18 protein-coding genes are annotated in these 23222 nt (G+C 64.7%); 7 read left to right on the top strand and 11 right to left on the bottom strand.

What is annotated here, in order from left to right:
- The first annotated feature begins 37 nt into the window (after positions 1 to 37).
- The 3 genes from rph to hemW are packed head-to-tail and all read left to right on the top strand — an operon-like array spanning position 38 to position 2673.
- Entirely contained in the window at positions 38 to 766 is a 729-nt protein-coding gene (gene rph, locus ACP7BZ_RS02615) for a ribonuclease PH (RefSeq protein ID WP_426110086.1), read from the top strand.
- Positions 767 to 820: 54 nt separating this feature from the next.
- Positions 821 to 1411, top strand: a complete 591-nt coding sequence (rdgB, locus tag ACP7BZ_RS02610; protein ID WP_426110085.1) for an RdgB/HAM1 family non-canonical purine NTP pyrophosphatase — start codon at positions 821 to 823, stop codon at positions 1409 to 1411.
- Complete coding sequence (gene hemW, locus ACP7BZ_RS02605; protein ID WP_426110084.1) at positions 1408 to 2673, top strand: radical SAM family heme chaperone HemW; 1266 nt, start codon at positions 1408 to 1410, stop codon at positions 2671 to 2673. The genes rdgB and hemW overlap by 4 nt, the downstream gene beginning before the upstream one ends.
- Positions 2674 to 2737: 64 nt before the next feature.
- On the opposite strand, the gene ACP7BZ_RS02600 is transcribed toward hemW, so the two are convergent.
- Genes ACP7BZ_RS02600 through ACP7BZ_RS02590 form a run of 3 tightly spaced genes read right to left on the bottom strand, consistent with a single transcriptional unit; the run spans position 2738 to position 8580 of the window.
- On the bottom strand, positions 2738 to 4177 hold the full coding sequence (locus ACP7BZ_RS02600) for an efflux transporter outer membrane subunit (RefSeq protein ID WP_426110083.1): 1440 nt from the start codon (positions 4175 to 4177) through the stop codon (positions 2738 to 2740).
- Positions 4177 to 7332 carry an efflux RND transporter permease subunit gene (locus tag ACP7BZ_RS02595; RefSeq protein ID WP_426110082.1) on the bottom strand — a complete coding sequence of 1052 codons (3156 nt, stop codon included), beginning with the start codon at positions 7330 to 7332 and terminating at the stop codon, positions 4177 to 4179. The genes ACP7BZ_RS02600 and ACP7BZ_RS02595 overlap by 1 nt, the downstream gene beginning before the upstream one ends.
- Positions 7333 to 7350: 18 nt before the next feature.
- On the bottom strand, positions 7351 to 8580 hold the full coding sequence (locus tag ACP7BZ_RS02590; protein WP_426110081.1) for an efflux RND transporter periplasmic adaptor subunit: 1230 nt from the start codon (positions 8578 to 8580) through the stop codon (positions 7351 to 7353).
- 132 nt (positions 8581 to 8712) lie between these two features.
- On the opposite strand from ACP7BZ_RS02590, the gene ACP7BZ_RS02585 reads away from it, so the two are divergent.
- The gene (locus tag ACP7BZ_RS02585) at positions 8713 to 9327 is read left to right on the top strand and encodes a TetR family transcriptional regulator (protein ID WP_426110080.1); all 615 of its coding nucleotides are present in this window, start codon (positions 8713 to 8715) and stop codon (positions 9325 to 9327) included.
- 63 nt (positions 9328 to 9390) lie between these two features.
- On the opposite strand, the gene tal is transcribed toward ACP7BZ_RS02585, so the two are convergent.
- A complete protein-coding gene (gene tal / locus ACP7BZ_RS02580) occupies positions 9391 to 10323 on the bottom strand; it encodes a transaldolase (RefSeq protein ID WP_426110079.1) in 933 nt (310 codons plus the stop codon).
- Between the two features lie 192 nt (positions 10324 to 10515).
- On the opposite strand from tal, the gene ACP7BZ_RS02575 reads away from it, so the two are divergent.
- Positions 10516 to 10893: a hypothetical protein gene (locus tag ACP7BZ_RS02575; protein ID WP_426110078.1), complete on the top strand. Its 378-nt coding sequence runs from the start codon at positions 10516 to 10518 to the stop codon at positions 10891 to 10893.
- A 247-nt stretch (positions 10894 to 11140) separates the two neighbouring features.
- Positions 11141 to 12154, top strand: a complete 1014-nt coding sequence (locus ACP7BZ_RS02570; RefSeq protein WP_426110077.1) for a MerR family transcriptional regulator — start codon at positions 11141 to 11143, stop codon at positions 12152 to 12154.
- Between the two features lie 2 nt (positions 12155 to 12156).
- Here ACP7BZ_RS02570 and ACP7BZ_RS02565 read toward each other — a convergent pair whose 3' ends face one another.
- The 7 genes from ACP7BZ_RS02565 to pgi all read right to left on the bottom strand — a co-directional run bounded on the left by ACP7BZ_RS02565 (position 12157) and on the right by pgi (position 20969).
- Positions 12157 to 12654, bottom strand: a complete 498-nt coding sequence (locus ACP7BZ_RS02565; RefSeq protein WP_426110076.1) for a GAF domain-containing protein — start codon at positions 12652 to 12654, stop codon at positions 12157 to 12159.
- 313 nt (positions 12655 to 12967) lie between these two features.
- Positions 12968 to 13822: an SIS domain-containing protein gene (locus ACP7BZ_RS02560; protein ID WP_426110075.1), complete on the bottom strand. Its 855-nt coding sequence runs from the start codon at positions 13820 to 13822 to the stop codon at positions 12968 to 12970.
- A gap of 38 nt (positions 13823 to 13860) precedes the next feature.
- Entirely contained in the window at positions 13861 to 15327 is a 1467-nt protein-coding gene (gene zwf, locus ACP7BZ_RS02555; RefSeq protein ID WP_426110074.1) for a glucose-6-phosphate dehydrogenase, read from the bottom strand.
- Positions 15328 to 15473: 146 nt separating this feature from the next.
- The gene (locus ACP7BZ_RS02550) at positions 15474 to 16733 is read right to left on the bottom strand and encodes a sensor histidine kinase (protein WP_426110073.1); all 1260 of its coding nucleotides are present in this window, start codon (positions 16731 to 16733) and stop codon (positions 15474 to 15476) included.
- Positions 16730 to 18289, bottom strand: a complete 1560-nt coding sequence (locus tag ACP7BZ_RS02545) for an ATPase domain-containing protein (protein ID WP_426110072.1) — start codon at positions 18287 to 18289, stop codon at positions 16730 to 16732. Before ACP7BZ_RS02545 ends, ACP7BZ_RS02550 begins: the two co-directional genes overlap by 4 nt.
- A gap of 116 nt (positions 18290 to 18405) precedes the next feature.
- Complete coding sequence (locus tag ACP7BZ_RS02540; protein ID WP_426110071.1) at positions 18406 to 19326, bottom strand: SMP-30/gluconolactonase/LRE family protein; 921 nt, start codon at positions 19324 to 19326, stop codon at positions 18406 to 18408.
- On the bottom strand, positions 19323 to 20969 hold the full coding sequence (gene pgi / locus ACP7BZ_RS02535) for a glucose-6-phosphate isomerase (RefSeq protein ID WP_426110070.1): 1647 nt from the start codon (positions 20967 to 20969) through the stop codon (positions 19323 to 19325). Before pgi ends, ACP7BZ_RS02540 begins: the two co-directional genes overlap by 4 nt.
- A 306-nt stretch (positions 20970 to 21275) precedes the next feature.
- Between pgi and edd the strand changes: the two genes are divergently transcribed.
- Positions 21276 to 23207, top strand: coding sequence for a phosphogluconate dehydratase (gene edd, locus ACP7BZ_RS02530; protein WP_426110069.1), 1932 nt, complete (start codon positions 21276 to 21278; stop codon positions 23205 to 23207).
- The last annotated feature ends 15 nt before the right edge of the window (positions 23208 to 23222 follow it).

The following is a 23222-nucleotide window of genomic DNA, read 5'->3' as shown; positions in this document are numbered from 1 at the left end:
GTGCCTTTTTTGTTCCACCCATCACCCAGGAATCCCCATGACCGAAGTAGCACGCACTAGCGGGCGCACCAATGACCAGTTGCGTCCGATCCTGCTCACCCGCCACTACACCAAGCACGCCGAAGGATCGGTGCTGATCGAGTGCGGCGACACCAAGGTGATTTGCACCGCCAGCATCGAAGAAAAGGTGCCGGGCTTTTTGAAGGGCAAGGGGCAGGGCTGGCTGACGGCCGAATACGGCATGCTGCCGCGGTCCACCCACACGCGCATGGACCGCGAAGCGGCGCGCGGCAAGCAGTCGGGCCGCACCCAGGAAATCCAGCGCCTGATCGGCCGCTCGCTGCGCGCCGCGTTTGACCTGAACGGTTTTGGCGAACGCACCCTGCACCTCGACTGCGACGTCATCCAGGCTGACGGCGGCACCCGCTGCGCTTCGATCACCGGCGCCATGGTCGCTGCCTACGACGCGTTTAGCCAATTGCAGGTGCGCGGCGCCATCGAAGCGATTCCCCTGAAAAGCTTTGTGGCCGCCATTTCGGTCGGCGTGGTGCGCGGCGTACCGCTGCTCGACCTCGACTACATCGAAGACTCCGGCTGCGACACCGACATGAACGTGGTAATGACCGCGGCCGGCCACTTCATCGAAGTGCAGGGCACCGCTGAAGGCGCGGCTTTCGACCGTACCGTCATGAACCGCCTGCTCGATCTGGCCGAGGGCGGGGTGGCGCAGCTGATCGCCTTGCAAAAGCGCGCGCTCGGTCTCTGATGGTGGCGGCGCCGAGGCGGTAAAATACCGTTTCTCTCCTTCTTCTGCGCCGCCATGACCCAAGCTCTCGTCCTCGCCTCCAACAACGCCGGCAAACTCAGGGAGTTCGGCCAGATCCTCGCGCCGCTCGGCTTTCAATTGCATCCGCAGGACCAGTTCGGCGTGCCCGAAGCGGAAGAACCGTTCTTCACCTTTGTCGAAAATGCCCTGGCCAAGGCACGCCATGCCGCGCGCCTGACCGGTTTGCCGGCGCTGGCGGACGACTCCGGTGTGTGCGTCAATGCGCTCGGCGGCGCCCCCGGCGTGTGGTCGGCCCGTTACGCGGGCGAGCCGAAGTCGGACGCCAGCAACAGCGCCAAGCTGGTCGCCGACCTCGCCGTCCACACCGACAAATCGGCGTACTACTATTGCGTGCTGGTGTACGTGCGCCATGCCGACGATCCGCAACCGGTGATTGCCGACGGCGTCTGGCGCGGCACCATCAGCGCCAGCGCGCGCGGCGAACATGGTTTTGGCTACGATCCCCATTTCTGGCTGGCGACGCTGGGCAAATCGGCCGCTGAACTGACGCCGCTCGAAAAAAACGCCGTCTCGCACCGCGGCCAGGCGCTGCGCGCGCTGGTGGCCAAGCTGGCGGCAGCATGATTCCCATCAAGCTGGTGGGCGCCAAACCGGTGGCGGCGGCCGCCGTGTTCGATGCCGCCCTGGCCGGCGATTCGGCCGCTGCCGGCGCCCTCCATTATTTGCAACCGGGGGCGCTGCAGCTGGCCGCGCTGCCACCGCTGGCGCTCTACATCCACTTTCCCTGGTGCGTGCGCAAGTGCCCGTATTGCGATTTTAATTCGCACGAAGCGAAGGGCGCGCTGCCCGAACAGGCCTACCTCGACGCCCTGCGGCTCGACCTCGAACAATCGCTGCCGCTGATCTGGGGCCGCAAGATTTACACGGTATTCATCGGCGGCGGCACCCCCAGCCTGATGTCGGCTGGCGGTCTCGATCAGTTATTGTCGATGGTGCGCACCCTGCTGCCGCTGGAGATCGATGCCGAAATCACCATGGAAGCCAATCCCGGCACCTTCGAGGCGGAGAAATTCCGCGCCTATCGCGCCAGTGGCGTCAACCGCCTGTCGATTGGCATCCAGAGCTTCAATGCCGACCATTTAAAGGCGCTCGGGCGCATCCACGACGATGGCGAAGCGAGAAGGGCGGTCGACATCGCCGCTGCCAATTTCGACAATTTCAATCTCGATGTGATGTACGCGCTGCCGACCCAGACCATGCAGCAGGCCGAGCTCGATCTGGCCACCGCGCTGTCGTATGCGCCGCCGCACCTGTCGCTGTACCACCTGACGATGGAGCCGAACACGGTGTTCGCCAAGTACCCGCCGGTGCTGCCCGACGACGACGCCAGCGCCGACATGCAGGACATGATCGCCGCCACCATGGGCGCTGCCGGCTACGAGCACTACGAAGTGTCGGCGTTTGCCCTGCCGGGCCGGCGCGCGCGCCACAACCTCAATTACTGGCAGTTTGGCGACTACCTCGGCATCGGCGCCGGCGCCCACTCGAAGCTGTCGTTCCCGCACCGGATCATCCGCCAGGCCAGGTTCAAGCAGCCCGAATCGTACATGGCAGCGGCGCGCGCCGGTCAGCCGGTACAGGAAGAATTCGAGATCACCCGCGCCGACATGGGGTTTGAATTTGCGCTCAACACCATGCGGCTGACCGAAGGTTTTTCACCGAACCTGTTCGGCGAGCGCACCGGCATGGGCCTGAACGCCATCGAGGCGCCGCTCAATGCTGCTGAAGCGAAGGGTCTGCTGTACCGCGACCATACCATCATCCGCCCTACCGAACTGGGGCTGCGCTTTTTGAACGATTTGCAGCAAATGTTTTTGCGGGCATGAAAGGGGACCGGCACCGCAAGGTGCCTGTCCGTCGTGTGCCTGACTGAATGGCTTCAGCGCGGCTTCAGCGCTGCGCCGTCGGCTGCGCGGTGGTACTCCAGCCACCGCCCAGCACGCGGTACAGCGTCACCTGGTTTTGCAGCCGCAGCAGATTGGCCTGGATCGCCGCGCGCTGCGCATCGAACAGTGCGCGCTGGGCGTCGAGCAGTTCGAGGTAAGAGCTGGCGCCCGACTTGTAACGCAAGTCCGACAGATTAAAACGGTCGGCCTCGGCCGTCGCCACGCCGCGCTGGGCGCGCAACTGCTCGGCGTAGGTGGCCTGGCCGGCCAGACCGTCCGCCACTTCGCGGAAGGCCACCTGGATGGCCTTGTCGTAATTGGCCACCGCGATGTCGTTGCCGACGCGCGCGCTGGCCAGCGTGGCCTTGTTGCGGCCGTAATCGAAAATCGGCAGGATCGCCTGCGGCGCAAAGGTCCAGCCGAACGAGCCACCCTTGAACAGGCCGGACAGCTCGCCACTGGCGCTGCCAGCGCTGGCGGTGAGCGCAATGCGCGGGAAGAAATTGGCACGGGCGGCGCCGATATTGGCGTTGGCGGCAATCAGTTGCTGCTCGGCGGCGCGGATGTCGGGCCGCGTGGCCAGCAGATCGGACGGCAGGCCGGCCGGCAGTTCTGCCAGTTCGGTCTGCGCCAGCGTGCGCGAGGCCGGCAGGGTGGCCGGTAACGGCTGCCCCACCAGTTGCACCAGCAGGTTGGCGTCCTGGGCCCGCTGACGCAACTGCTGCGCCAGCACCACGCGCGCCGTTTCCACCAGCGAGACGCCCTGCTGCAGATCGAGCTTGGAGAGCACGCCGTTGTCATACTTTAATTGGATCAGGCGCAGCGATTCTTCGCGCCCGGCCAGCGTCTGGCGCGTCAGTTCCAGCAGTTCGTCGTCGGCCAGCAGCGACAGATAGGTGTTGGCCACCGATGAAATCAGGCTGATCTGGGCGCTGCTTTTCGCTTCCTGGGTCGCCAAAAATTGCGCCAGGGCGACGTCGGACAGGCTGCGCACGCGGCCGAACAGGTCGAGCTCAAAGGCCGACACCCCCAGGCCCACCTGGTAGACGCTGACGATGCTGTCGTTGGCGCCCGGCGTGCGGCTGCCGCTGGCGGCCAGGTTCACGGTTGGCAAGGCATCGGCGCGGCGGATCTGGTACGCCGCGCGCGCCTGCTCGATGTTCAGAATAGCCACGCGCAAGTCGCGGTTATTTACCAGCGACAGATTGATTAACTGGTTCAGACGGGTGTCGGCGAAGAAATTTTGCCAGCCGATCTGGGCCGCGGCGCCGCTGGCGCTATTTGCGCTGCTGGCGCCAGCGTCGGGAAACGCGGCCGCCACCGGCGCTGCCGGCCGCTGGTACGTCGGTGCCATCGATGCGCAGCCCGACAGCGCCAGCGCCACGGCCAGCGCCAAGGGGAGGGTGCGCGGGGTGCGCGCAACCCCGACGGAGTGAATATTCATCATACTTTTTCCTCTACAACGGTCGCCGGGCCAGCCACCGGCGGGGTCGCCGGGTGGGGATGGTCCTTGCCACCAAATAATTTACGTACCAAAACAAAGAACACCGGGACGAAAAACACGCCCAGCGCGGTGGCGGTGATCATGCCGCCCATCACGCCGGTACCGATGGCACGCTGGCTGGCCGAGCCGGCACCGGAAGCGATCACCAGCGGCAGCACGCCGAGAATGAAGGCCAGCGAGGTCATCAGGATCGGGCGGAAGCGCAGGTGGCAGGCGGCGACGGCGGCGTCGACCGCCGACATGCCCTGTTCCTGCAACTCCTTGGCGAACTCGATGATCAGCACGGCGTTTTTCGCCCCCAGGCCAATGATGGTGATCAGGCCCACCTTGAAATACACATCGTTGGGCAAGCCACGGGCACTGGCGGCGAGCAGCGCGCCGAGCACGCCGAACGGCACCACCAGCAGCACGGCGACGGGAATCGACCAGCTCTCGTACAGGGCGGCGAGCGCCAGGAACACCGCCAGCAGGGCGAAGCCGAGCAGCACGAACACGGTCGAGCCCGACAGTTTTTCTTCGCGCGACTGGCCGGTCCATTCAAAGCCGAAGCCAGCGGGCAATTGCCCGGCCATCTTTTCCATTTCCAGCAGTGCCTGGCCCGTCGAATAACCGGCGGCGGCGTCGCCCGAGATGCGCATGGTCGAATAACCGTTGTAGCGCACCGTTTGCATCGGGCCGGTGATCCAGCGGGTGCTGGCAAAAGCCGACAGCGGCACCTGCTGGCCCTTGGCGTTCAGGGCATTCAGCCGCAACAGATCCTCCGGCTGCATGCGTGAAGTCGCTTCGGCCTGGACCACCACGCGCTGCAGGCGGCCGTTGTTGGGGAAGTCATTGATGTAGGACGAGCCAAGCGAAGTCGACAGGGCGGTGTTGATGGCATCGAAACTGACCCCCAGCGCATTTGCCTTGTCGCGGTCGATGTCGAGCTGCACCTGCGGCGCCGCTTCCAGACCTTCCGGCCGGACGCCGGCCAGCACGGGGTTTTTCGACGCCATGCCCAGCATCTGGTTACGCGCCGCCAGCAGCGCGGCGGGACCGTTGCCGCCACGGTCTTGCAGGCGGAACGAGAAGCCGGTACCGGTGCCCAGTTCGGGAATCGGCGGCGGCGACAGGGCGAACACGAAGGAATCGCGCTGGGTCGACAGGGCGCCGGTGATGCGGCCGGCGATGTCGGCGGCGCCGTGACCCTTGCCCCGCTCTTTCCAGTCCTTTAAGGGGATGAAGGCAAGGGCGACGTTCTGGCCCTGGCCAGAAAAGTTAAAGCCGAGCACGCTCACCATGCTGGCCACTTCCGGCTGCTTGAGAATAAACCCTTCGGCTTCGCGCATCACCTGCGAGGTGCGCTCGAGGGTGGCGCCGGCTGGCAGCTGGACGTTGGCGATGATGTAGCCCTGGTCTTCGTTGGGCAGGAAGGACGAGGGCAGGCGCACGAAAATCAGGCCGACGATGGCGATGACGACGGCAAACACCACCATTGCACGACCGGTGTGGCGCAGCGTCTTGGCCACAAAGCCTTCATAGTTCTTGGCCGTCCTGGTAAAGCCGCGGTTGAACCAGCCAAAAAAGCCTTTTTTGGCATGGGTATGGCCTTTTTCCACCGGCTGCAAAAAGTGTGCGCACAGGGCCGGGGTCAGCGACAGCGCCATGAAGGCGGAAAAGAAAATCGCCGATACCATCACGGCGGAAAACTGCCGATAAATATTACCGACGGCGCCGGCAAAGAAGGCCAGCGGCACGAATACCGACATCAGCACCACGGTCACGCCGATGATGGCGCCGGAAATCTGGCCCATCGCCTTGCGCGTCGCTTCGAGGGGCGGCAAGCCTTCTTCGCTCATGATGCGTTCGACGTTTTCCACCACCACGATGGCATCATCGACGACGATACCAATCACCAGCACCATGCCGAACATGGTCAGTACGTTGATGGAAAAGCCCAGTGCAAGCAGCGTCGCGAGCGAACCGAGCAGGGCGACCGGCACGACGATGGTGGGAATGAGCGTATAGCGGAAATTTTGCAGGAACAGGTACATCACCACAAACACCAGCAGCACCGCTTCGATCAGGGTTTCCACCACTTGCTTGATGGAGATGTCGACGAACGCCGAGCTGTCGAAGGGAATCGCGTATTTCATGCCAGGCGGGAAGTACTTGGACAGCTCGATCATGCGCGCACGCACCAGCTTGGCCGTCTCGAGCGCATTGCCGGACGGCGCCAGCTGCACCCCGATACCGGTCGATGGCTTGCCATTCAAGCGTGCCGAGGTGCCGTAGCTCTGGCCGCCGATTTCGATGCGGGCGACGTCCTTGAGGCGCACGGTGGAGCCGTCCTCATTGGCGCGCAGCACGATATTGCCGAACTGTTCGACCGTACTCAACTGGCCCGTCACCACCACGGTGGCGGAAATGGTCTGGCCCGCCTGCAGGGGCAAGTCGCCAATACTGCCCGACGACACCTGGGCGTTTTGCAGGCGGATGGCGTTGTTGACATCGGCCGTCGACAGATTAAAGCCGACCAGCTTGGCCGGATCGATCCAGATACGCATGGCTTTTTCGGTACCGAACAGCTGGGCTTGACCGACGCCCTTGATGCGCTGGATTTCCGGCAACACCGTGCGCGAGGCGTAGTCACCCAGCGCGATCGGGTCCCACTTCGGATCGTCCGACGACAAAATGGTAAACAGCAGGAAGTTCGAGCGCGATTTGTCGACCCGCACACCCTGCTGCACCACCGCCTGCGGCAGGCGCGGGGTGGCGCGGCCGAGGCGGTTTTGCACGTCGACCTGGGCCAGGTCGGGATTGGTACCGGTCTCGAACGACAGCGTGATGGTACCCGTGCCGTTGGCCTGGCTGATCGATTCCATGTAAATAAGCCCGGGAGAGCCGTTCATTTCGCGTTCGATCACGCTGATGACAGAGTCTTCCAGGGTTTGCGCCGAGGCGCCCGGATAGGCGGTGGTGACGACGATCGACGGCGGCGCCACGCTGGGATACTGCGCGATCGGCAGCTGGGTGATGGAAACGGCACCCATCACCATGATGAACAAAGCGATCACCCACGCAAAAACGGGGCGATCAATAAAAAAGCGAGCCATGAAGAATTCCTGTTCTGTTTATTTGGCAGCCGTGGCTGGAGCCGGGGTGGCGGCAGCGCCGGCGGCAGCTGTTGCCGGGGCCGCGGCGAGGGGCGACCACGCCACCGGCGTGACGGGCGCGCCGGGCACCATCATCTTTTGAAAGCCGTCGACGACCACTTTTTCGCCTTCCTTGAGGCCTTCGAGCACGATCCAGCGGGTGCCCTGCTGGGTGCCGATCTTGACCGGACGGGGGGCCGGCTTGTTGTCGGCGCCGACCACGATGACGCTGTCGCCATTGCTGCCGCGGGTGACCGCCTGCTGCGGCACCAGCATGGCCGCTGGCAGCGATGCCTGCGACAGGCGCGCACGCACATACTGGCCCGGCAGCAGGGCGTTGTCGGGGTTCGGCACTTCGGCGCGCAGGCCGACCTGGCCCGAGGTGGGGTCGACGGTGACGTCGGAAAACAGCAGCTTGCCCTTGCGGCCGAGCTCACTGCCATCGTCGAGGATGACGGTGACGGGGATGCCGCCGGCAGCGCGCGCACCGGCATCGCGGCGCAGCTTTTGCAGGTCGGAGGCCGACTGGGTGATGTTCAGGTAGACCGTGCTGGTTTGCTGGATCAGCGCCAGCTGGGTCGCCTCGGTGGCGCTCACCAGCGCGCCTTCGGTGACCAGGGCGCGGCCGATGCGGCCGGCAATGGGCGCCGTCACGCTGGCGTAGCCGGTGGTCAGCTGGGCTGTTTGTACCGCGGCTTTTTGGGCGGCGACATCGGCTTCGGCGGTTTTCTGGGCGGCGACGACATTCACATACTCTTGTTTACTGACGGCGTTCGCTTCGACCAGCGGCTTGTAGCGCTCGGCCTGGGCAGCGGCCTGGTTGAGCACCGCCTGCGACTTGATCAGGTTGGCGCGGGCGCTGGCCAGCGCTGCTTCGTAGGGCGCGGCGTCGATCTGAAACAGCACCTGGCCCGCCTTGACTTCGCTGCCTTCGGTAAACAGTCGCTTGAGCACCACGCCATTGACGCGGGCCCGCACCTGCGCCACCCGCACCGGCTCGACCCGGCCTGGCAATTCAGTTTGCAGGGCTACCGGCTCGAATTTGGTGGTGATGACGCCCACCTGTGGCGGCGGCCGGCTGGCGCCGGCAGCTGCTGCAGGATCGTCTTTTTTGCCGCAGGCAGCCAGGGCGAGCAATACGGCAAGGCTGACGGCGGTGAGCCGGGTCTTGGACAAACGGAGAGGGTTGGCAGTGCGCATTGCGGGCATTTCCTTTGTGAACGCGGCGCCACGACCGGGTTTCCCGGGTGGCGCCGCTGACGGTGATCGAATTTCGGGATATACTATCACGAGTGTATGTTTAATGTTTGGTGTGAGAAATTCTGGTAACGGGAGCAGCAGATGGTACGCAGGACCAAGGAAGACGCGCTGGCAACGCGTGACAGCATTCTGGACGCCGCCGAGCAGCTGTTTGTCAGGCAGGGCGTGTCCGGGACAACGCTGCAGCATATCGCAACGGCTGCGGGGGTGACGCGCGGTGCGATTTACTGGCATTTTCTCGACAAGGGGGCGATGTTCAATGCCCTGATGGAGCGCGTCAAGACGCCGCTCGAAGCGGCTCGCCAGCTGCTCGAAGAGCGCCATCCGCAGGCGCCGCTCGAAGCGCTGCGCGAACATATCCTGGCAGTGTTTCGCATCACCGTCGACGATCCGCAGGCGCGCCGGGTGTTTGAAATCGCCACCCTGAAGATGGAATTCATCGATGAAATGAATACCGTGCGCGAGCGTCGTAAATACAATCAGGAAATGTGGATGGCGCGCACGGAGGCGGCCATCCGCGACGGCATTGCCAGCGGCCAGGTCAAGCCCGGTGTCGATCCGGTCGCGGTGGCGCTGGGGCTGTGGGCCATTCTCGACGGCTTGCTGCGCGCCTGGCTGCTCGATCAGCAGGCGTTTGATCTGGTCAAGCTGGGCGGCGAGATTGTCGATACCCATCTGGCCTGCTTGCGCGCCTGACGGTCAGCAGCACCAGGGACCGGGCGTGCTGCCTGCCGGTGCCTCGCTCAGTGCCAGCGGCGCTCAGCGCATAGCGGCAATCATCTGCTTGAGTTTGCCGGAATCGGCGCAAAATGCGCGGATGCCTTCGGCCAGCTTTTCAGTCGCCATGGCGTCTTCATTCATCATGAAGCGGAAAGTTTTTTCGTCGAGGGCGACCTTGTCGATGATGCCGCCGGTTGCTTCACTGCCCAGTTTGCGCGTCAGCGGGGCATCGCTGTCGGCCAGCTTTTGCAGCAGGTCGGGGGCGATGGTGAGCAGGTCGCAGCCGGCCAGTTCGATGATTTGCGAGGTATTCCGAAAGCTCGCGCCCATCACCTCGGTCTTGTAACCGAATTTGCGGTAGTACTGGTAGATACGCTTGACCGATTGCACGCCCGGGTCTTCGGCGCCGATGTAGTCGATGGCGGTCGATTTCTTGTACCAGTCATAGATGCGGCCGACGAACGGCGAGATCAGCTGGACCTTCGCTTCGGCGCAGGCGATCGCCTGCGGCAGCGAGAACAGCAGGGTCAGATTGCAGTGGATGCCTTCGCGCTCGAGGATCTCGGCGGCGCGGATGCCTTCCCAGGTCGAGGCGATTTTAATCAGGACGCGGTCGCGGCCATAGCCGGCCGCTTCGTACAGGGCGATCAGCTCGCGGCCCTTGGCGACACTGGCGTCGCAGTCGAACGACAGGCGTGCATCGATTTCAGTAGAAACGCGGCCCGGCACCAGCTTGAGGATTTCGATGCCGAAGGCCACCAGCAGGCGGTCGATGACATCGCCCGTGGCCAGGGTCGGATTGTCGCGCACGGCCTGTTCGAGCAGGGGCCGGTATTCGGCTTTTTGCACGGCCTTCAAGATCAGCGAGGGATTGGTGGTGGCATCACTCGGCGAGTACGCTTTGATCGACTGAAAGTCGCCGGTGTCGGCAACCACGGTAGTAAATTGCTTGAGCTGTTCGAGTTGGTTCATGGGCGCGGATCGCAAAGGTGTGAATAAAGTATGAAACCTATTGTACCAAGGCGATGCAGTTGGTGAGGCGCGCGTTCGACCTAGCCCGTCGGCGCGGCGCGCAATCGCGCGCAGCTTTTGTGTTGTCATCGTTACACTGACCGCAGAGTTCACATCCGGCCATCCGGTCCCCACCCATTTCAGGAGAATCACATGCGTACATCCATCCTCGCCCAGGGCTTGATCGCCATTGCCGCCGCCGCCATGGTTGGCGCCCAGGCCCAGACCAAACCGACCCCGGTCGGTGAAGCGAACGACCACACCTCGGCCAACGCCGCCAGCACCGGCACGCCGAAAATCAAAAACGCCACCGGCAATATCAATCCCGGCGTGGTGCCGCCGATGGTCGGCGAAGCGAACGACGCTACCTCGCCGAACGCCGTCGCCCGCCCGGCCGGCAAGACGCGCCCTGCCAAAACCCGCACCAGCAAGGCCAAGCCACCGGTAACGGGCGAAGCGAACGACCACAGTTCGGCCGGCGGCAGCACTGAAGCGGGCAAGGCGGCCAAGGACGCCAAGACGGCCATGTAAGTTGCAGCTTGCACTACAGCTTGCACCACAGCTTCAAGCCGGCCGCTGCCCAGCGGCCGGTTGCAACGCCATCCTGATCTCCTCCCCATCGTCAGTTTCCAGGTGCGATCGCCACGATCGGCAGGCGCGGCTTTGCGCCTGGCCGCCGCAAGCATAAAATCGCTTGACCCTGACACAGCGTCAGGCTTCACAGTGGGTTCACGCCCGGGCAATCCCGCCCCGGCAAGTACACCAATCGGAGACGGCCATGTTGAAAGTGGGAGAACTGGCGCGGCGCGCCGGATTGACGGTGCGCGCGCTGCATCACTACGACAGCATCGGCCTGCTGACGCCATCGGCGCGCTCGGCAGCCGGGTACCGGCTGTACGACCGTGCCGATGTCGCCCGCCTGCAGCAAATCCAGGCCCTGCGCAGGCTAGGCATGGAGCTGGCATCGATTGGCGCTTACCTGGACCGCGCCGACGTTTCGCCGCTGGCAATCGTCAGCCGCCAGCTGGCGCTGCTCGATCGGCAGATTGCCGACGCCACGGCGATGCGCGCCCAGCTGACCGTGTTGCAGGGTCAGCTGGCGCGCGGCGAAACGCCGGCGCTCGACACCTGGTTGACCACACTGGAGCAAATGACCATGTACGAAAAATATTTTTCCAAGGAAGACTTGCAGCGCTTGCCGCTGCTCGGCAACAGCGATGCGACCGCCGACTGGCAGCAGCTGGTGGGCGACGTCGACGCCTTGATGAACGACGGCGCCGCGGTTGACGATGTCCGCGTGCGCGCACTGGCGCTGCGCTGGATGGCGCTGCTCGAGCGCGACACGGCCGGTGACGCTGGCCTGCTGCTGCAGCTCGACACCATGCATCGCAACGAGCCGACGCTGCAGCGCGACACTGGCATTGCACCGGCCATGCGTGGCTTCATGATGGCCGCCATCGGCGAAGTCAAGCTTGAAGCGTACGGGCGTCACCTGACGGCGGACGAGCTGGCGCGCATGCGCTTGCATCAGCGCAGCCGCGGGCTCGAGTGGCCGCCCCTGTTCGAAGAACTGCGCACGCAAATGGCGCGCGAGCCGTCACCGCACACGCCGGCAGCGGCCGCGCTGGCGGCGCGCTACCGGGTGCTGTTCGAAGACATGGTGGGGCTTGAAGCGGACACGGTGGTGCGCTTCAGGCAGGCGATCGAATCGGAGCCGCTGCTGCGGGTCGGCCGGGCGATGACCGACGCCATGCTGGCGTGGCTGCGCGCGGCGCAGGCATCAGGCGCCTGATGTTACAGGTTGGTCGCGGCCAGAAAAGCGCCGACCAGTGCCTCGAGGCCGGCCTGGTCGGCGCTGCTAAAACGGTTCAGGGTGGGGCTGTCGATGTCAAACACGCCCAGCACGACGCCGTTTTTGATCAGCGGGATGACGATTTCAGCATTTGATGCCGAGTCGCAGGCGATGTGGCCGGGGAAGGCGTGCACGTCGGGCACCAGCATGGTTTTGCGCTGTTCGGCGGCAGCGCCGCAGACGCCACGGCCAAACGGAATGCGGGCGCACGCCACCTTGCCCTGGAAAGGGCCGACCAGCAGTTCCTGGCCGGCGCCCGTGCGCGTCGGCCGGGTCAGGTAAAAGCCGGCCCAGTTGAGGTCGGCGATGGTGTCATAGATAAACGCCGAAAACTGCGACGCATTGGCGACCAGATCACGCTCGCCTTCGAGAATGCTGGCCACCTGGCGCGTCAGCAGGGCGTAGTCGGGGGCGGTGGAGGCGGTGGGAGTGATGTGCATGGGAGTCGGGAGCGGGCAAAAGAAAGCCAACATTTTACTCTTGTGGGGCCTTTATTGCTCGCGCAGCAGCCACAGCATCTCCCCCATAAACATTCTTTCCGCTGCCATTCAAACATGCAGACGGGCGCCGCGCCAACGCGGCGCAGCCAATCCCCGAGGCGAACGTCGCTCAGACGCGGTTGTTCGTCGCCCTCGCAAAATCATCTGGCTGCGCCAGTGATTTTGCGCTGACTGGATCTGCGCCCCTGAGCCGGTTTTACCCTTCGATTCTCACTTTAAACCAAACAAAAGTAGGGGTTCACTTTTGTTTGACCTATCCGATGAACGAATCGAACTGCATATCGAATTCCTGCAAGGCCTTCTGCGCATTTTGCATCTTCTTCCTGAACTCGGGCCCGCGCTGGATCGCCAGGCCGACTGCCAGCACATCGATGACCACCAGATATGCCAGCCGCGCCGAGATCGGCGTGTAAGGATCCGTATTAAACACCAGGTCGATCGGAATGAGCACGCTGGCCAGTTCCGCCAGCGGCGTGCCCGATGGCGCCAGCACGATGACGTCGGCGCCGCCGCGGCGCGCCAGTTTCACCGAGCGCACCAGCGCCGGGCTGTTGCCGCGCTGCGAAATGGCGACCAGCGCATCACCCTCGCGCAGCAGGGCGGCGGCGATACTGTGGATGTTCGGGTCCGAATACGCCACCGTCGGCACACCGGAGCGGAAAAATTTGTGCTGGGCGTCGGCGGCGACGATGCCCGACGTGCCCTGACCATAAAACTCGATCTTGCTGGCGCGCGCCAGAATGCCCAGCGCCTGCTCGATCGCCTCAGGATTGAGGTTGTTGCGCAGGTCGAGCAGGGTGTTGATGGAGCGGCTGCAGATTTTATTGACCAGGTCAGCGGCCAGGTCGTCCTGGGCCGGCTGTTCGCTGGCGCCGGGCAGCGCCAGCGCCAGGCCCTGCGCCAGCTTGAGCTTGAATTCGTGCCAGCCGTCATAACCGAGGGTGCGGCAAAATCGCACCACGGTCGGCTCGGACACCTGGGCGTGGCGGGCCAGCGCCGTGATGTTCTGGCTGACGGTGGCCGCCGGCTGATCGAGCACGGCCAGCGCCACCTTGCGCTCGGACTTCGACAGCGAGTCGAGCTGGGTGCGGATGGAATCGAGCAGCATCAGCGGCGCCCTGGCAGAGGAGAAAAGGGCGGCTTCAATCAGTCTTCCGGCAGCGCTTCTTCGCGCCACTGCAAGCCATCGCGGCCGATCAGCGCGCTCGCCGCCGCCGGTCCCCAGGTGCCCGACGTGTACGGAATCGGATTGCTGTCGTCCTGCTGCCAGTAGTCGAGGATCGGTTCGACCCATTCCCACGCCGCTTCCAGTTCGTCGCCGCGCATGAACAGGGTCAGCTGGCCGCGCAGGACGTCGAGCAGCAGCCGCTCGTAGGCGTCCATGCGCGGTGTCTTGAACTGCTCGTTGAAATCGAGTTCGAGTTCGGCCTGCTTCAAACGCATCGAGTCGCCCGGGGTCTTGGCCATCAGGTTCATCGACAGGCCTTCGTCCGGCTGCAGGCGGATCACCAGGCTGTTGGGCTGGAAGCTGCTGGTGGGCTGGTTGAAGATCGAATGGGGAATGGGCTTGAAGCGCACCACGATTTCGGCCAGGCGGTCGGGCATGCGTTTGCCGGTGCGCAGATAGAAGGGCACGCCGGCCCAGCGCCAGGTGTCGATTTCGGCTTTCAGGGCGACGAAGGTTTCAGTCGACGAGTGGGCCGGTGCGTCCGGTTCATCCTTGTAGCTGGGGACCGGCTGGCCTTCCACGTGGCCGGCGCGATACTGGCCGCGTACGATGTTTTGCGCCAGCGTGGTCGGGGTAAACCGTTTTAAGGAGCGCAGCACCTGCAGCTTGGCGTCGCGCACGGCGTCCGGGGCGATCGAGGTGGGCGGCTCCATCGCCACGATGCACAGCAGCTGCAGTAAGTGATTTTGCAGCATGTCGCGCAGGGCGCCGGACGTATCGTAATACCCCATGCGGTTGCCGACGCCGATTTTTTCGGCGATGGTGATCTGCACGTCCGAAATCCATTCGCGCCGCCACAGCGGTTCAAACAGGATGTTACCGAAACGTAGCGCCAGCAGGTTTTGCACCGTCTCTTTGCCGAGGTAGTGGTCGATGCGGTAAATCTGCGACTCGGCAAATACCTTGCCCACTTCAAAATTGATTTGCTTGGCCGAGGCGAGGTCGCGTCCCAGCGGCTTTTCCAGCACCACGCGCGAGTTGGCGGTGACCAGGCCCGCTTCCTTGAGGTTGTCGCAAATTTGCGCGAACAGGTGCGGCGGCGTCGCCAGGTAGTACACGCGCGTGAGGCTGTCGTCGGTGCGCAGCGCCTCCACCAGGCCGCCGTAGGTGCTCACATCGGTGGCGTTGACGGAGACGTAGACGATGCGCTTGACGAATTCGGCGTAGGCTTTTTCGTCGGGCGCCTTGATGTTCGGTTTGGACGTCTTCGCCGCTTCGGTGAGGAATGCTTCGGTGCTCCAGTCATGGCGGCCGACGCAGATGATGCGGGCGCCGGCCGGCAGGTCGCCAGCGACGTGGCGCGAATACATCGCCGGCAGCAGCTTGCGCATCGCCAGGTCGCCGGAGCCGCCGAAGAGGACCAGGTCAAAATCGTTGAGTGCCATAGGTTGGGTTCGCAATACGCAATAGTGGGTGCTCAGATGGTGCCGCGTTCAGGTCATCGACGACCGTGAGTGGGCTTGGTAATGTAAATTTACTACACGAATGGTGTCATCGCAAGTAAATTTACTACGCAAAGGGCGATCCGTGGCTAGCCTGGCACGGGCATTCTCGCCGCCAGCGGCAAATAAACGGTAAAACTGCTGCCGTGGCCGACGCCGTCGCTGTCCACCGTCAGCGTGCCGCCGTGCAGTTCGACGATGCTGCGGGCGATGTACAGTCCCAGCCCCAGGCCGCTGGCATTGGCCTGGGTTTGCAGGGTGAAGGCGCCAAACACGTGCGGCAGGTCGGCGGCGGCGATGCCCTGGCCGCTGTCACGCACGCGCACGCGCACGCCGTCGGCGGCGCGGCTGATCAGCACGCCGATGGCGCCGCCCTCGGGGGTGAACTTGATCGCATTGAGGATCAGGTTCCACAGCACCTGCTGCAGGCGGCGCGGATCGGCATCGATCGCGATATGGTCGCCAAAATCGGCCGGCACCACCGAAAAGGCGATCTGCTTGTCGTGCGCATGCACTTCGATGGTGGAGACGGCGTCGCGCACGATGCGTCCGAGCGAGACCGGCACGCGCTCGATCGACATGGTGCCGGTGAGGGTGCGGGCGGCATCGATCAAATCTTCGACCATCGCGGTTTCCTGGCGCACGTGCACGCGCATGGCCTTGAGTGCCGTCTGCAGCGCGGGCGGCAGCTCTGGCATGGTACGCAGCAGCAGTTCGACCCGCATCGACAGGGCCGACAGCGGCGTGCGCATTTCGTGCGAGACGGTGGCGAGGAACAGGTCGCGCGTGCGGCTGACCCGGTTCAATTCATCGATGGTGTCGCGCTGGCGGTCGAGCGAGCCGGCCAGGGTGCGCAGCAGCTCGCGGTAGGTGGCAAAGCGCGCATCGGTCAGCGGCGCTTCCAGGCGCACTTCGTTCCACAGCACCTGGCCGGACAGGCCGACCAGCGCGGCGATCTGTTCGCACGCCATCGGCGAGCTGAAGTCGCGCAGGCACCAGCCAAACACCAGCACGCCGTAGCGGTGGCCGGCGCGGGTGAGTGGCAGGCAGCACACGCGCATGCCGTGAAACAGTTCGTCGGGCTGGACGGCGCCGGCTGCCAGCGCCGTCGTTGCCATCCTTGCCACCAGGCGCTGTTCGAGCGCGCTGCCAGGGCCGTCAATGGCCCAGAAGCCGGCTGTATCGAGGTGGCGCGCCGCGCGCGAGGCCAGCAGCGGGCCGACCTTGCGCACGCCGTCGATGGCGTAGGCCGACACCGCCAGCCCGCTGGCCTGGCAAAACTGCTGGAGCGGCGCCTGCCACTCGTCCCAGTCGATCTGCAGTGGCGTGGACTGGGCGATCTGGATCACGACGTCGATTCGGTGGGCAGGTCGACCGAAGCGGGCAGGGCATCGCCCTGCGAGACGGCCACTTCGATGGCAGGGCTCTGGCGCGTCGGCGAGCGTGACAGCAGGCTCGAATAGGCCGAGAAGGGCAGTTGCGGCACGGCGTTCAGGCGCGCCAGCGATGAGCCATCTTCGTCGAGCAGGGCCAGGCCACCTTCGGCGATGACGTATTCGCGCGTCACCTGCAGGTTGCGGCTGCCGCGCACCTTGGGAATGGCGATGGCGCGCCGCAGCATGGTGGAGATCTCGACGTAGTTGAGCAGGATGATGTTGTCGACCAGGTGCGAGCCCTTGAGTTCTTCGCTGATCTGCGACAGTCCCAGCAGCTCGGGGCTTTCGTAATTGAAGAACACCGTGGCCAGCTGGTTTTTAAAATGGGTGGCCAGCGCATACAGGTAGTCGGCCACTTCGCTGCGGCTGGCCATTTCGTACACCGCCACCGAGTCGAACACGATGCAATCGATGCCTTCGCGCTCGGCCAGCTTGATGACGCGGTCGAAGTGGACGTCGAGTTCGAGTTCGAGGGGCGACTCGTACAGCACGAACAGTTCACCGCGCTGGCGCATGCCTTCCAGATCAAAACCGAGCGAGGCGGCGTTGCGGATGAGCTGGCGCGGGTGCTCGTCGAGGGTCACCAGCAGCGTCTTGTGGCCGGCCTTGACGGCAGCGGTCAGGAACTGCACTGACAGCACCGTCTTGCCGGTGCCGGAAATGCCGCTGACCATGGTCACCGAGCCCTGGTAGACGCCGCCATCCATCAGGGCATCGATGGCGGGGGCGCCGGTCGACAGCCGCGCGCCGGAGGTGGGCTGGTCGTTGAGCAGCAGTGGCCGCGACTGCGCGCGCCGGTAGACGTGGACGCCGACATGCGCTTCGATGCGCATGGTGTGGCTGCCGCCGATGAAATCCTGGCCGCGCGACTTCGACACCGTCAGGCGGCGCTCGACGCGCCGCTTGTTTTCGGCGCGGTTCAGTTCGATGATGGTGTCGAAGACGAAGCGCTCGTGCGGTGGCGCCACCATGGCGTCTTCGCGCTCGGCGGTGACCAGGGTGGTCACGCCGAGGCGGTTGAGGCCCTCGATGAGCACGTGCAGATCTTCGCGAAACGGCAGGTCGTGTACTTCGGCGTACAGGCGCATGGGCGTGAGGCCGTCGATCAGCAGGCGCTTGGCCTGCATGCCGCGCAGGGCGTCGGCGAAGGCGCCTTCGCTGTTGCGAAATTCTGCCAGCAGCACGGCGGGGCTGGTCTGGATAATCTTGATCATGCCGGCGTCGATTTGCGCCTGCAGGTCCCAGTCGAAGCCGGCGGCGTCGCGCAGCAGCTTGGCGGCGTCCAGCTCGAACGAGACGATCACCCCCGGCTCATTGTAATAAGCGGCGCCGCCATAGATGAAGCCGAGGCCCAGCGTGGTCTTGCCGGTGCCCGGTGCGCCTTCGACGAGCAGATTGTTATGGCGCGGCAGACCGCCCAGCAGAATGTCATCGAGTCCGGCGATACCTGTTTTAACCAGCGTGTTCACGGCGTGCCCTTGTGCGATTGAGATGCGATGTCGGAAAAGTCATCAACGGTCCAGATTGAAAACTGCAACCAACAGTCTAGCAGTGTCCGTGGCATCAGGGCGGCCTCCACCGGGTGTCACGGCAAATACGCAGTTTCCAGCCGGCCCGGCACCTCGACCCGCAGCGCCAGCAGGCAGCCCGACAGTGGATAACGCGTGCGCTCTTCTAACGGCCGCCGGGCGCCGGCGCTGGTGATATACAAGGTGCGCAGGTCGGCGCCGCCGAAGGCCATCATGGTCGGGCAGCGCAGCGGCAGTTTCACTTCGCGCAGCAGGGCGCCACTGGCATCAAAGCGCAGCAGGCGGCTGCCTTCGAACATGGCGACCCAGTAGGCCCCTTCGCTGTCGACGGCGGCGCCGTCGGGACGGCCGCCGTAGCCGGGCGCGCTCTTGTCGGCGTCGAAGCGCTGGAATGCTTCGGCCGCACCGAGTTCGCCGCTGGCGACATCGAAGCGGTAGCGGTCGATGCGGTGGCTGGGGGTGTCGGCGTGGTACATATAACGGCCGTCAGCGCTGAAGGCCAGGCCATTCGAGGTGGTCATGCCGCCTTCCCAGGCGCACCGCACGGCGCCCCGTTCGAGCACGTACATGGCCGCTTTCCGGGCGTCTTTGGGTTCGTACATGGTGCCCACCCAAAAGCGCCCGGCGGCGTCGACGCGGCCATCGTTAAAGCGCGCGGTGGCGGTGTCGTAGGGCGCCACCGCCAGCGGCGTAAAGAGCCCGCTGGCGCTGTTAAAACGGGCAAAACCGTCGCGCAGCGCCACCACCAGGGTGCCGTCTTCGCACAGGCCGAGCGCGGTCGGCTCGCTCGGCGCCGTCCACTTTTTGTGGGCGCCGCTTTCCGGATGCAGGCGGTGGATCGCAAAGCCGTCGATGTCGACCCAGTATAAACAGTGTTCGAGGCTGTGCCACAGGGGCGACTCGCCAACGATCATCGGTTCGTCGAAGGCCACCTGCAGGCCCGGCTCGACGCCATCCTGATGGAGCAGGGCGCTCATACCGCCTCCCGCGCGCGGGCGATCAGGCCATTGGTCGAACTGTCGTGCAGCTCGGGGCGGGCGGTGGTATTGAGTTCGGCCTCGATGTTTTTCGCCAGCGCCTTGCCCAGCTCCACGCCCCACTGGTCGAAGCTGTTGACGTCCCATAGCACGCCCTGCACGAAGGTTTTATGTTCGTACAGCGCCACCAGCGCACCGAGTGCATGGGGAGTCAGGTATTCCATCAGGATTGTGTTCGAGGGCCGGTTGCCGGGGAAGGTTTTATGCGGCGCCAGCTGAGCGATGTGCGCTTCGTCCAGGCCCTGTGCCTGCAGGTCGAGGCGCACTTCATCGCCGGTTTTGCCGCGCATGAATGCTTCGGACTGGGCGAAGCAGTTCGCCAGCAAGGCGGCGTGGTGCTGCTGCAGCTCGTGGCCGGGTCGCAGGGCGGCGATGAAATCGATGGGGGTGACGTCGGTCCCCTGGTGCAGCATCTGGAAGTACGCATGCTGGCCATTGGTGCCGCATTCGCCCCACACGGCCGGGCTGGTGGGGTAATCGACGGCGGCGCCGGCGCGGGTGACGCGTTTGCCGTTGCTCTCCATGTCGAGCTGCTGCAGGTAGGCGGGAAAGCGGCTCAGGTCCTGGTGGTAGGGCGCGATCGACACCGAGCCGCAGCCGAGGAACTGGCGGTTCCAGAAGCCCACCAGTGCCAGCAGCACCGGCATGTTGGCAGCGAGCGGCGCGCTCATAAAGTGCTGGTCCATGGCGTGGGCACCGGCGAGAAAATCGCTGAAGTAGCCAAAGCCCACCGCCAGCGCGATCGGCAAACCGATCGCCGACCACACCGAATAGCGCCCGCCGACCCAGTCCCAGAACGGGAACATATTGGCCGGGTCGATGCCGAAGGTTTTGATCGCCTCGACGTTGGTGGAGACGGCGACGAAATGGCGCGCCAGCGCATCCTCCGGCGCATGGGCCAGGAACCAGCGGCGCGCGGTTTGCGCGTTGAGCATGGTCTCGCTGGTGGTGAAGGTTTTCGAGGCGATGATAAACAGGGTGGTGGCCGGATCGACTGCCGCGAGCACGGCGTCGAGATCGTGGCCGTCGACGTTGGAGACGAAGTGCAGGCGCAGGCCCGGGTGCGAATACTGGCGCAGCGCCAGACACGCCATTTTCGGTCCCAGGTCGGAGCCGCCGATGCCGATGTTGACGATGTCGGTGATGGCTTTGCCGCTGTGACCGAGCCAGGCGCCACTGCGCACGGCGTCGCTGAACGTGCGCACGCGGGCGAGCACCGCGTGGACGTCCTTGACGACGTCCTGGCCGTCGACCATCAGAGTCGGGCTGTCGGCCGGCGCGCGCAGCGCCGTGTGCAGCACCGCGCGCTGTTCGGTCGTATTGATTTTTTCACCGGCGAACATGGCGGCGCGGTGCCCCTCGACGCCGCGCTCGCGCGCCAGCTCGAGCAGCAGCGCCAGGGTGCGACCGTCGAGGCGGTTCTTCGAATAGTCGAGAAACAGGCCGGCCGCTTCGACCGACATGGCGGCGAAACGGCCGGGGTCACCGGCGAACAGTTCGCGCATCTGCCAGCGGGCGGCATCGGCGGAGAGCTGGCTGAGGGCTTGGAAGCTGGCGCTGCTGCGCAGTGTTGGCTGGGACATGGCGGTTTTGGTGTGAAGTTGGGGAGGCAGATCGGTGGCGTTGTTGACGGACCTGGCACAGTGATGGGCCTGGCAGCGCTGCGGGCGACAGTGCGACGTTGAAGCTGCGGCGGCGTTACACTGCAAAGCTTACGAGAATTGTACCCGAATGACGGTAAATTCACTACGAGATCGTCTTGACCGTCGCCGTTGCACGGCCACAACCACACCCTCCCGTTCGCTTTCAGTTTCCGTGGACGCCTAGGGGGCTGGCAGTTTCCCTCAATTGTAGTAAAATTACATAAATCCCACACAAAAGGAACCACCATGGCGCTCCATCCCGTTCTCCAGAAGGTGACTGACCGCATCATCGAGCGCAGCCGGCCATCGCGCGGCGCCTATCTGGCGCACCTCGACGCCGCCCGCGTGCAGGGCGTGCAGCGCAGCGCCCTGGCCTGTACCAACCTGGCGCACGGCTTTGCTGCCTTCCCGGCCAACGACAAGTTGAAACTCAAGCAGGTGCAAAAGCCGTCGATTGCCATCATCTCGGCCTATAACGACATGCTGTCGGCGCACCAGCCATTCGAGCGCTTCCCGGCCATCATCAAGGATGCGGTGCGCGAAGTCGATGCGGTGGCCCAGTTTGCCGGCGCCACCCCGGCCATGTGCGACGGTGTCACCCAGGGCCAGCCGGGCATGGAGCTGTCGCTGTTTTCGCGCGACGCCATCGCCATGAGCACCGCGGTGGCGCTGGCGCACAATATGTTCGACGCCGGCCTGTACCTGGGCGTGTGCGACAAGATCGTGCCGGGCCTGTTGATCGGCGCCCTCCATTTCGGCCATCTGCCAGCGGTGTTCGTGCCGGCCGGACCGATGACCAGTGGCATGTCGAACAAGGACAAGGCGGCCATCCGCCAGCGTTACGCGCAGGGCCTGGCCAGCCGCGAAGAGCTGCTCGAAGGCGAATCGGCGTCGTACCACAGCGCCGGCACCTGTACCTTTTATGGCACCGCCAACAGCAACCAGATCCTGATGGAGTTCATGGGCCTGCATTTGCCCGGTTCGTCTTTCATCAACCCGAATACGCCGCTGCGCGACGCCCTCACGCGCGCCGCCGCGCAGCGCGCCGTCGCGCTCACTGCGCAGGGTGGCACCTACACGCCGGTCGGCCACGTGGTCGATGAAAAGGCCATCGTCAATGCCATCGTCGGCCTGCTCACCACGGGGGGCTCGACCAATCACACGCTGCACCTGGTGGCCATTGCCAAGGCGGCCGGCATCGTCATCGACTGGGACGATTTCAACGAGCTCTCCGCCATCGTGCCGCTGTTGGCGCGCATCTATCCAAATGGCGACGCCGACGTCAACCACTTCAATGCCGCCGGTGGTCCCGGTTTCCTGCTGCGCGAGCTGTTAGATGCCGGCCTGCTGCACGACGACGTCACCACCATTCTGGGCCAGGGCCTGCGCAATCACTGCAGTGAACCGTTCTTGGACGGCGAGCGCGCGGTGTGGAAGGCGGCTACCGCGATCAGCGGCGACGACGCCGTGCTGCGGCCGGCGGCGGCGCCATTCTCCAGCGATGGCGGGCTGATTCTGGTGAAGGGCAACCTGGGGCGCGCGGTGATGAAAATCTCCGCCGTCAAGCAAGCGCACCGCATCGTCGAAGCGCCGGCGCTGACCTTCAATTCGCAGGAAGATTTTATGCACGCCTACCAGGCCGGCCATCTCGATCGCGATTTCGTCGCCGTGCTGCGCTTCCAGGGCCCGCGTGCGAATGGCATGCCGGAGCTGCACGCCTTGACGCCAGCGCTGGCCAATTTGCAGGACGCCGGCCGCCAGGTGGCCTTGGTGACGGATGGACGCATGTCGGGCGCCTCCGGCAAGGTGCCGGCGGCGATCCACGTGTCGCCGGAAATCCTGGCCGGCGGCCCGCTCGGCCTGGTGCGCGATGGCGACATCATTCGCCTCGACGCCACCACCGGCACCCTGCAGGCGCTGGTGCCGGACGCTGTCTGGCAGGCGCGCGCGATGACCACCACCGACCTGTCGCCGTCGCACGTCGGCATGGGCCGCGAGCTGTTCGCCATGTTCAGAAATAACGTCAGCGCAGCGGAGCAGGGCGCCACCACCTTCGGCTTGCCGTCGCCGGTACCGACCACGGTGGCGCTGCACGAGGGCACCGATGTGGGCGACATCCTGCCAGGGTCCGACGAAGACACGCTGGTCAAGGGCACTGTGCCGGCGACGCCGATTTAAATCCATTCCAGTCAA

This window comes from Massilia sp. PWRC2 (genome assembly GCF_049896725.1).
Classification (GTDB): domain Bacteria; phylum Pseudomonadota; class Gammaproteobacteria; order Burkholderiales; family Burkholderiaceae_D; genus JAFCUW01.
Note: the sequence above shows the minus strand (reverse complement) of the source record. Positions and strands in the feature narration are given on the sequence as shown.

Excerpts from the sequence above, each read along its gene's own strand:
- ACP7BZ_RS02560 (WP_426110075.1), bottom strand. The coding sequence starts at position 13,822 with ATGCTGCTCGATTCCATCCGCACCCAGCTCGACTCGCTGTCGAAGTCC.
- hemW (WP_426110084.1), top strand. The coding sequence starts at position 1,408 with ATGATTCCCATCAAGCTGGTGGGCGCCAAACCGGTGGCGGCGGCCGCC.
- ACP7BZ_RS02590 (WP_426110081.1), bottom strand. The coding sequence starts at position 8,580 with ATGCCCGCAATGCGCACTGCCAACCCTCTCCGTTTGTCCAAGACCCGG.
- rph (WP_426110086.1), top strand. The coding sequence starts at position 38 with ATGACCGAAGTAGCACGCACTAGCGGGCGCACCAATGACCAGTTGCGT.
- rdgB (WP_426110085.1), top strand. The coding sequence starts at position 821 with ATGACCCAAGCTCTCGTCCTCGCCTCCAACAACGCCGGCAAACTCAGG.
- ACP7BZ_RS02585 (WP_426110080.1), top strand. The coding sequence starts at position 8,713 with ATGGTACGCAGGACCAAGGAAGACGCGCTGGCAACGCGTGACAGCATT.
- zwf (WP_426110074.1), bottom strand. The coding sequence starts at position 15,327 with ATGGCACTCAACGATTTTGACCTGGTCCTCTTCGGCGGCTCCGGCGAC.
- ACP7BZ_RS02595 (WP_426110082.1), bottom strand. The coding sequence starts at position 7,332 with ATGGCTCGCTTTTTTATTGATCGCCCCGTTTTTGCGTGGGTGATCGCT.
- ACP7BZ_RS02600 (WP_426110083.1), bottom strand. The coding sequence starts at position 4,177 with ATGAATATTCACTCCGTCGGGGTTGCGCGCACCCCGCGCACCCTCCCC.
- ACP7BZ_RS02540 (WP_426110071.1), bottom strand. The coding sequence starts at position 19,326 with ATGAGCGCCCTGCTCCATCAGGATGGCGTCGAGCCGGGCCTGCAGGTG.
- edd (WP_426110069.1), top strand. The coding sequence starts at position 21,276 with ATGGCGCTCCATCCCGTTCTCCAGAAGGTGACTGACCGCATCATCGAG.
- ACP7BZ_RS02565 (WP_426110076.1), bottom strand. The coding sequence starts at position 12,654 with ATGCACATCACTCCCACCGCCTCCACCGCCCCCGACTACGCCCTGCTG.
- ACP7BZ_RS02570 (WP_426110077.1), top strand. The coding sequence starts at position 11,141 with ATGTTGAAAGTGGGAGAACTGGCGCGGCGCGCCGGATTGACGGTGCGC.
- pgi (WP_426110070.1), bottom strand. The coding sequence starts at position 20,969 with ATGTCCCAGCCAACACTGCGCAGCAGCGCCAGCTTCCAAGCCCTCAGC.
- ACP7BZ_RS02575 (WP_426110078.1), top strand. The coding sequence starts at position 10,516 with ATGCGTACATCCATCCTCGCCCAGGGCTTGATCGCCATTGCCGCCGCC.
- tal (WP_426110079.1), bottom strand. The coding sequence starts at position 10,323 with ATGAACCAACTCGAACAGCTCAAGCAATTTACTACCGTGGTTGCCGAC.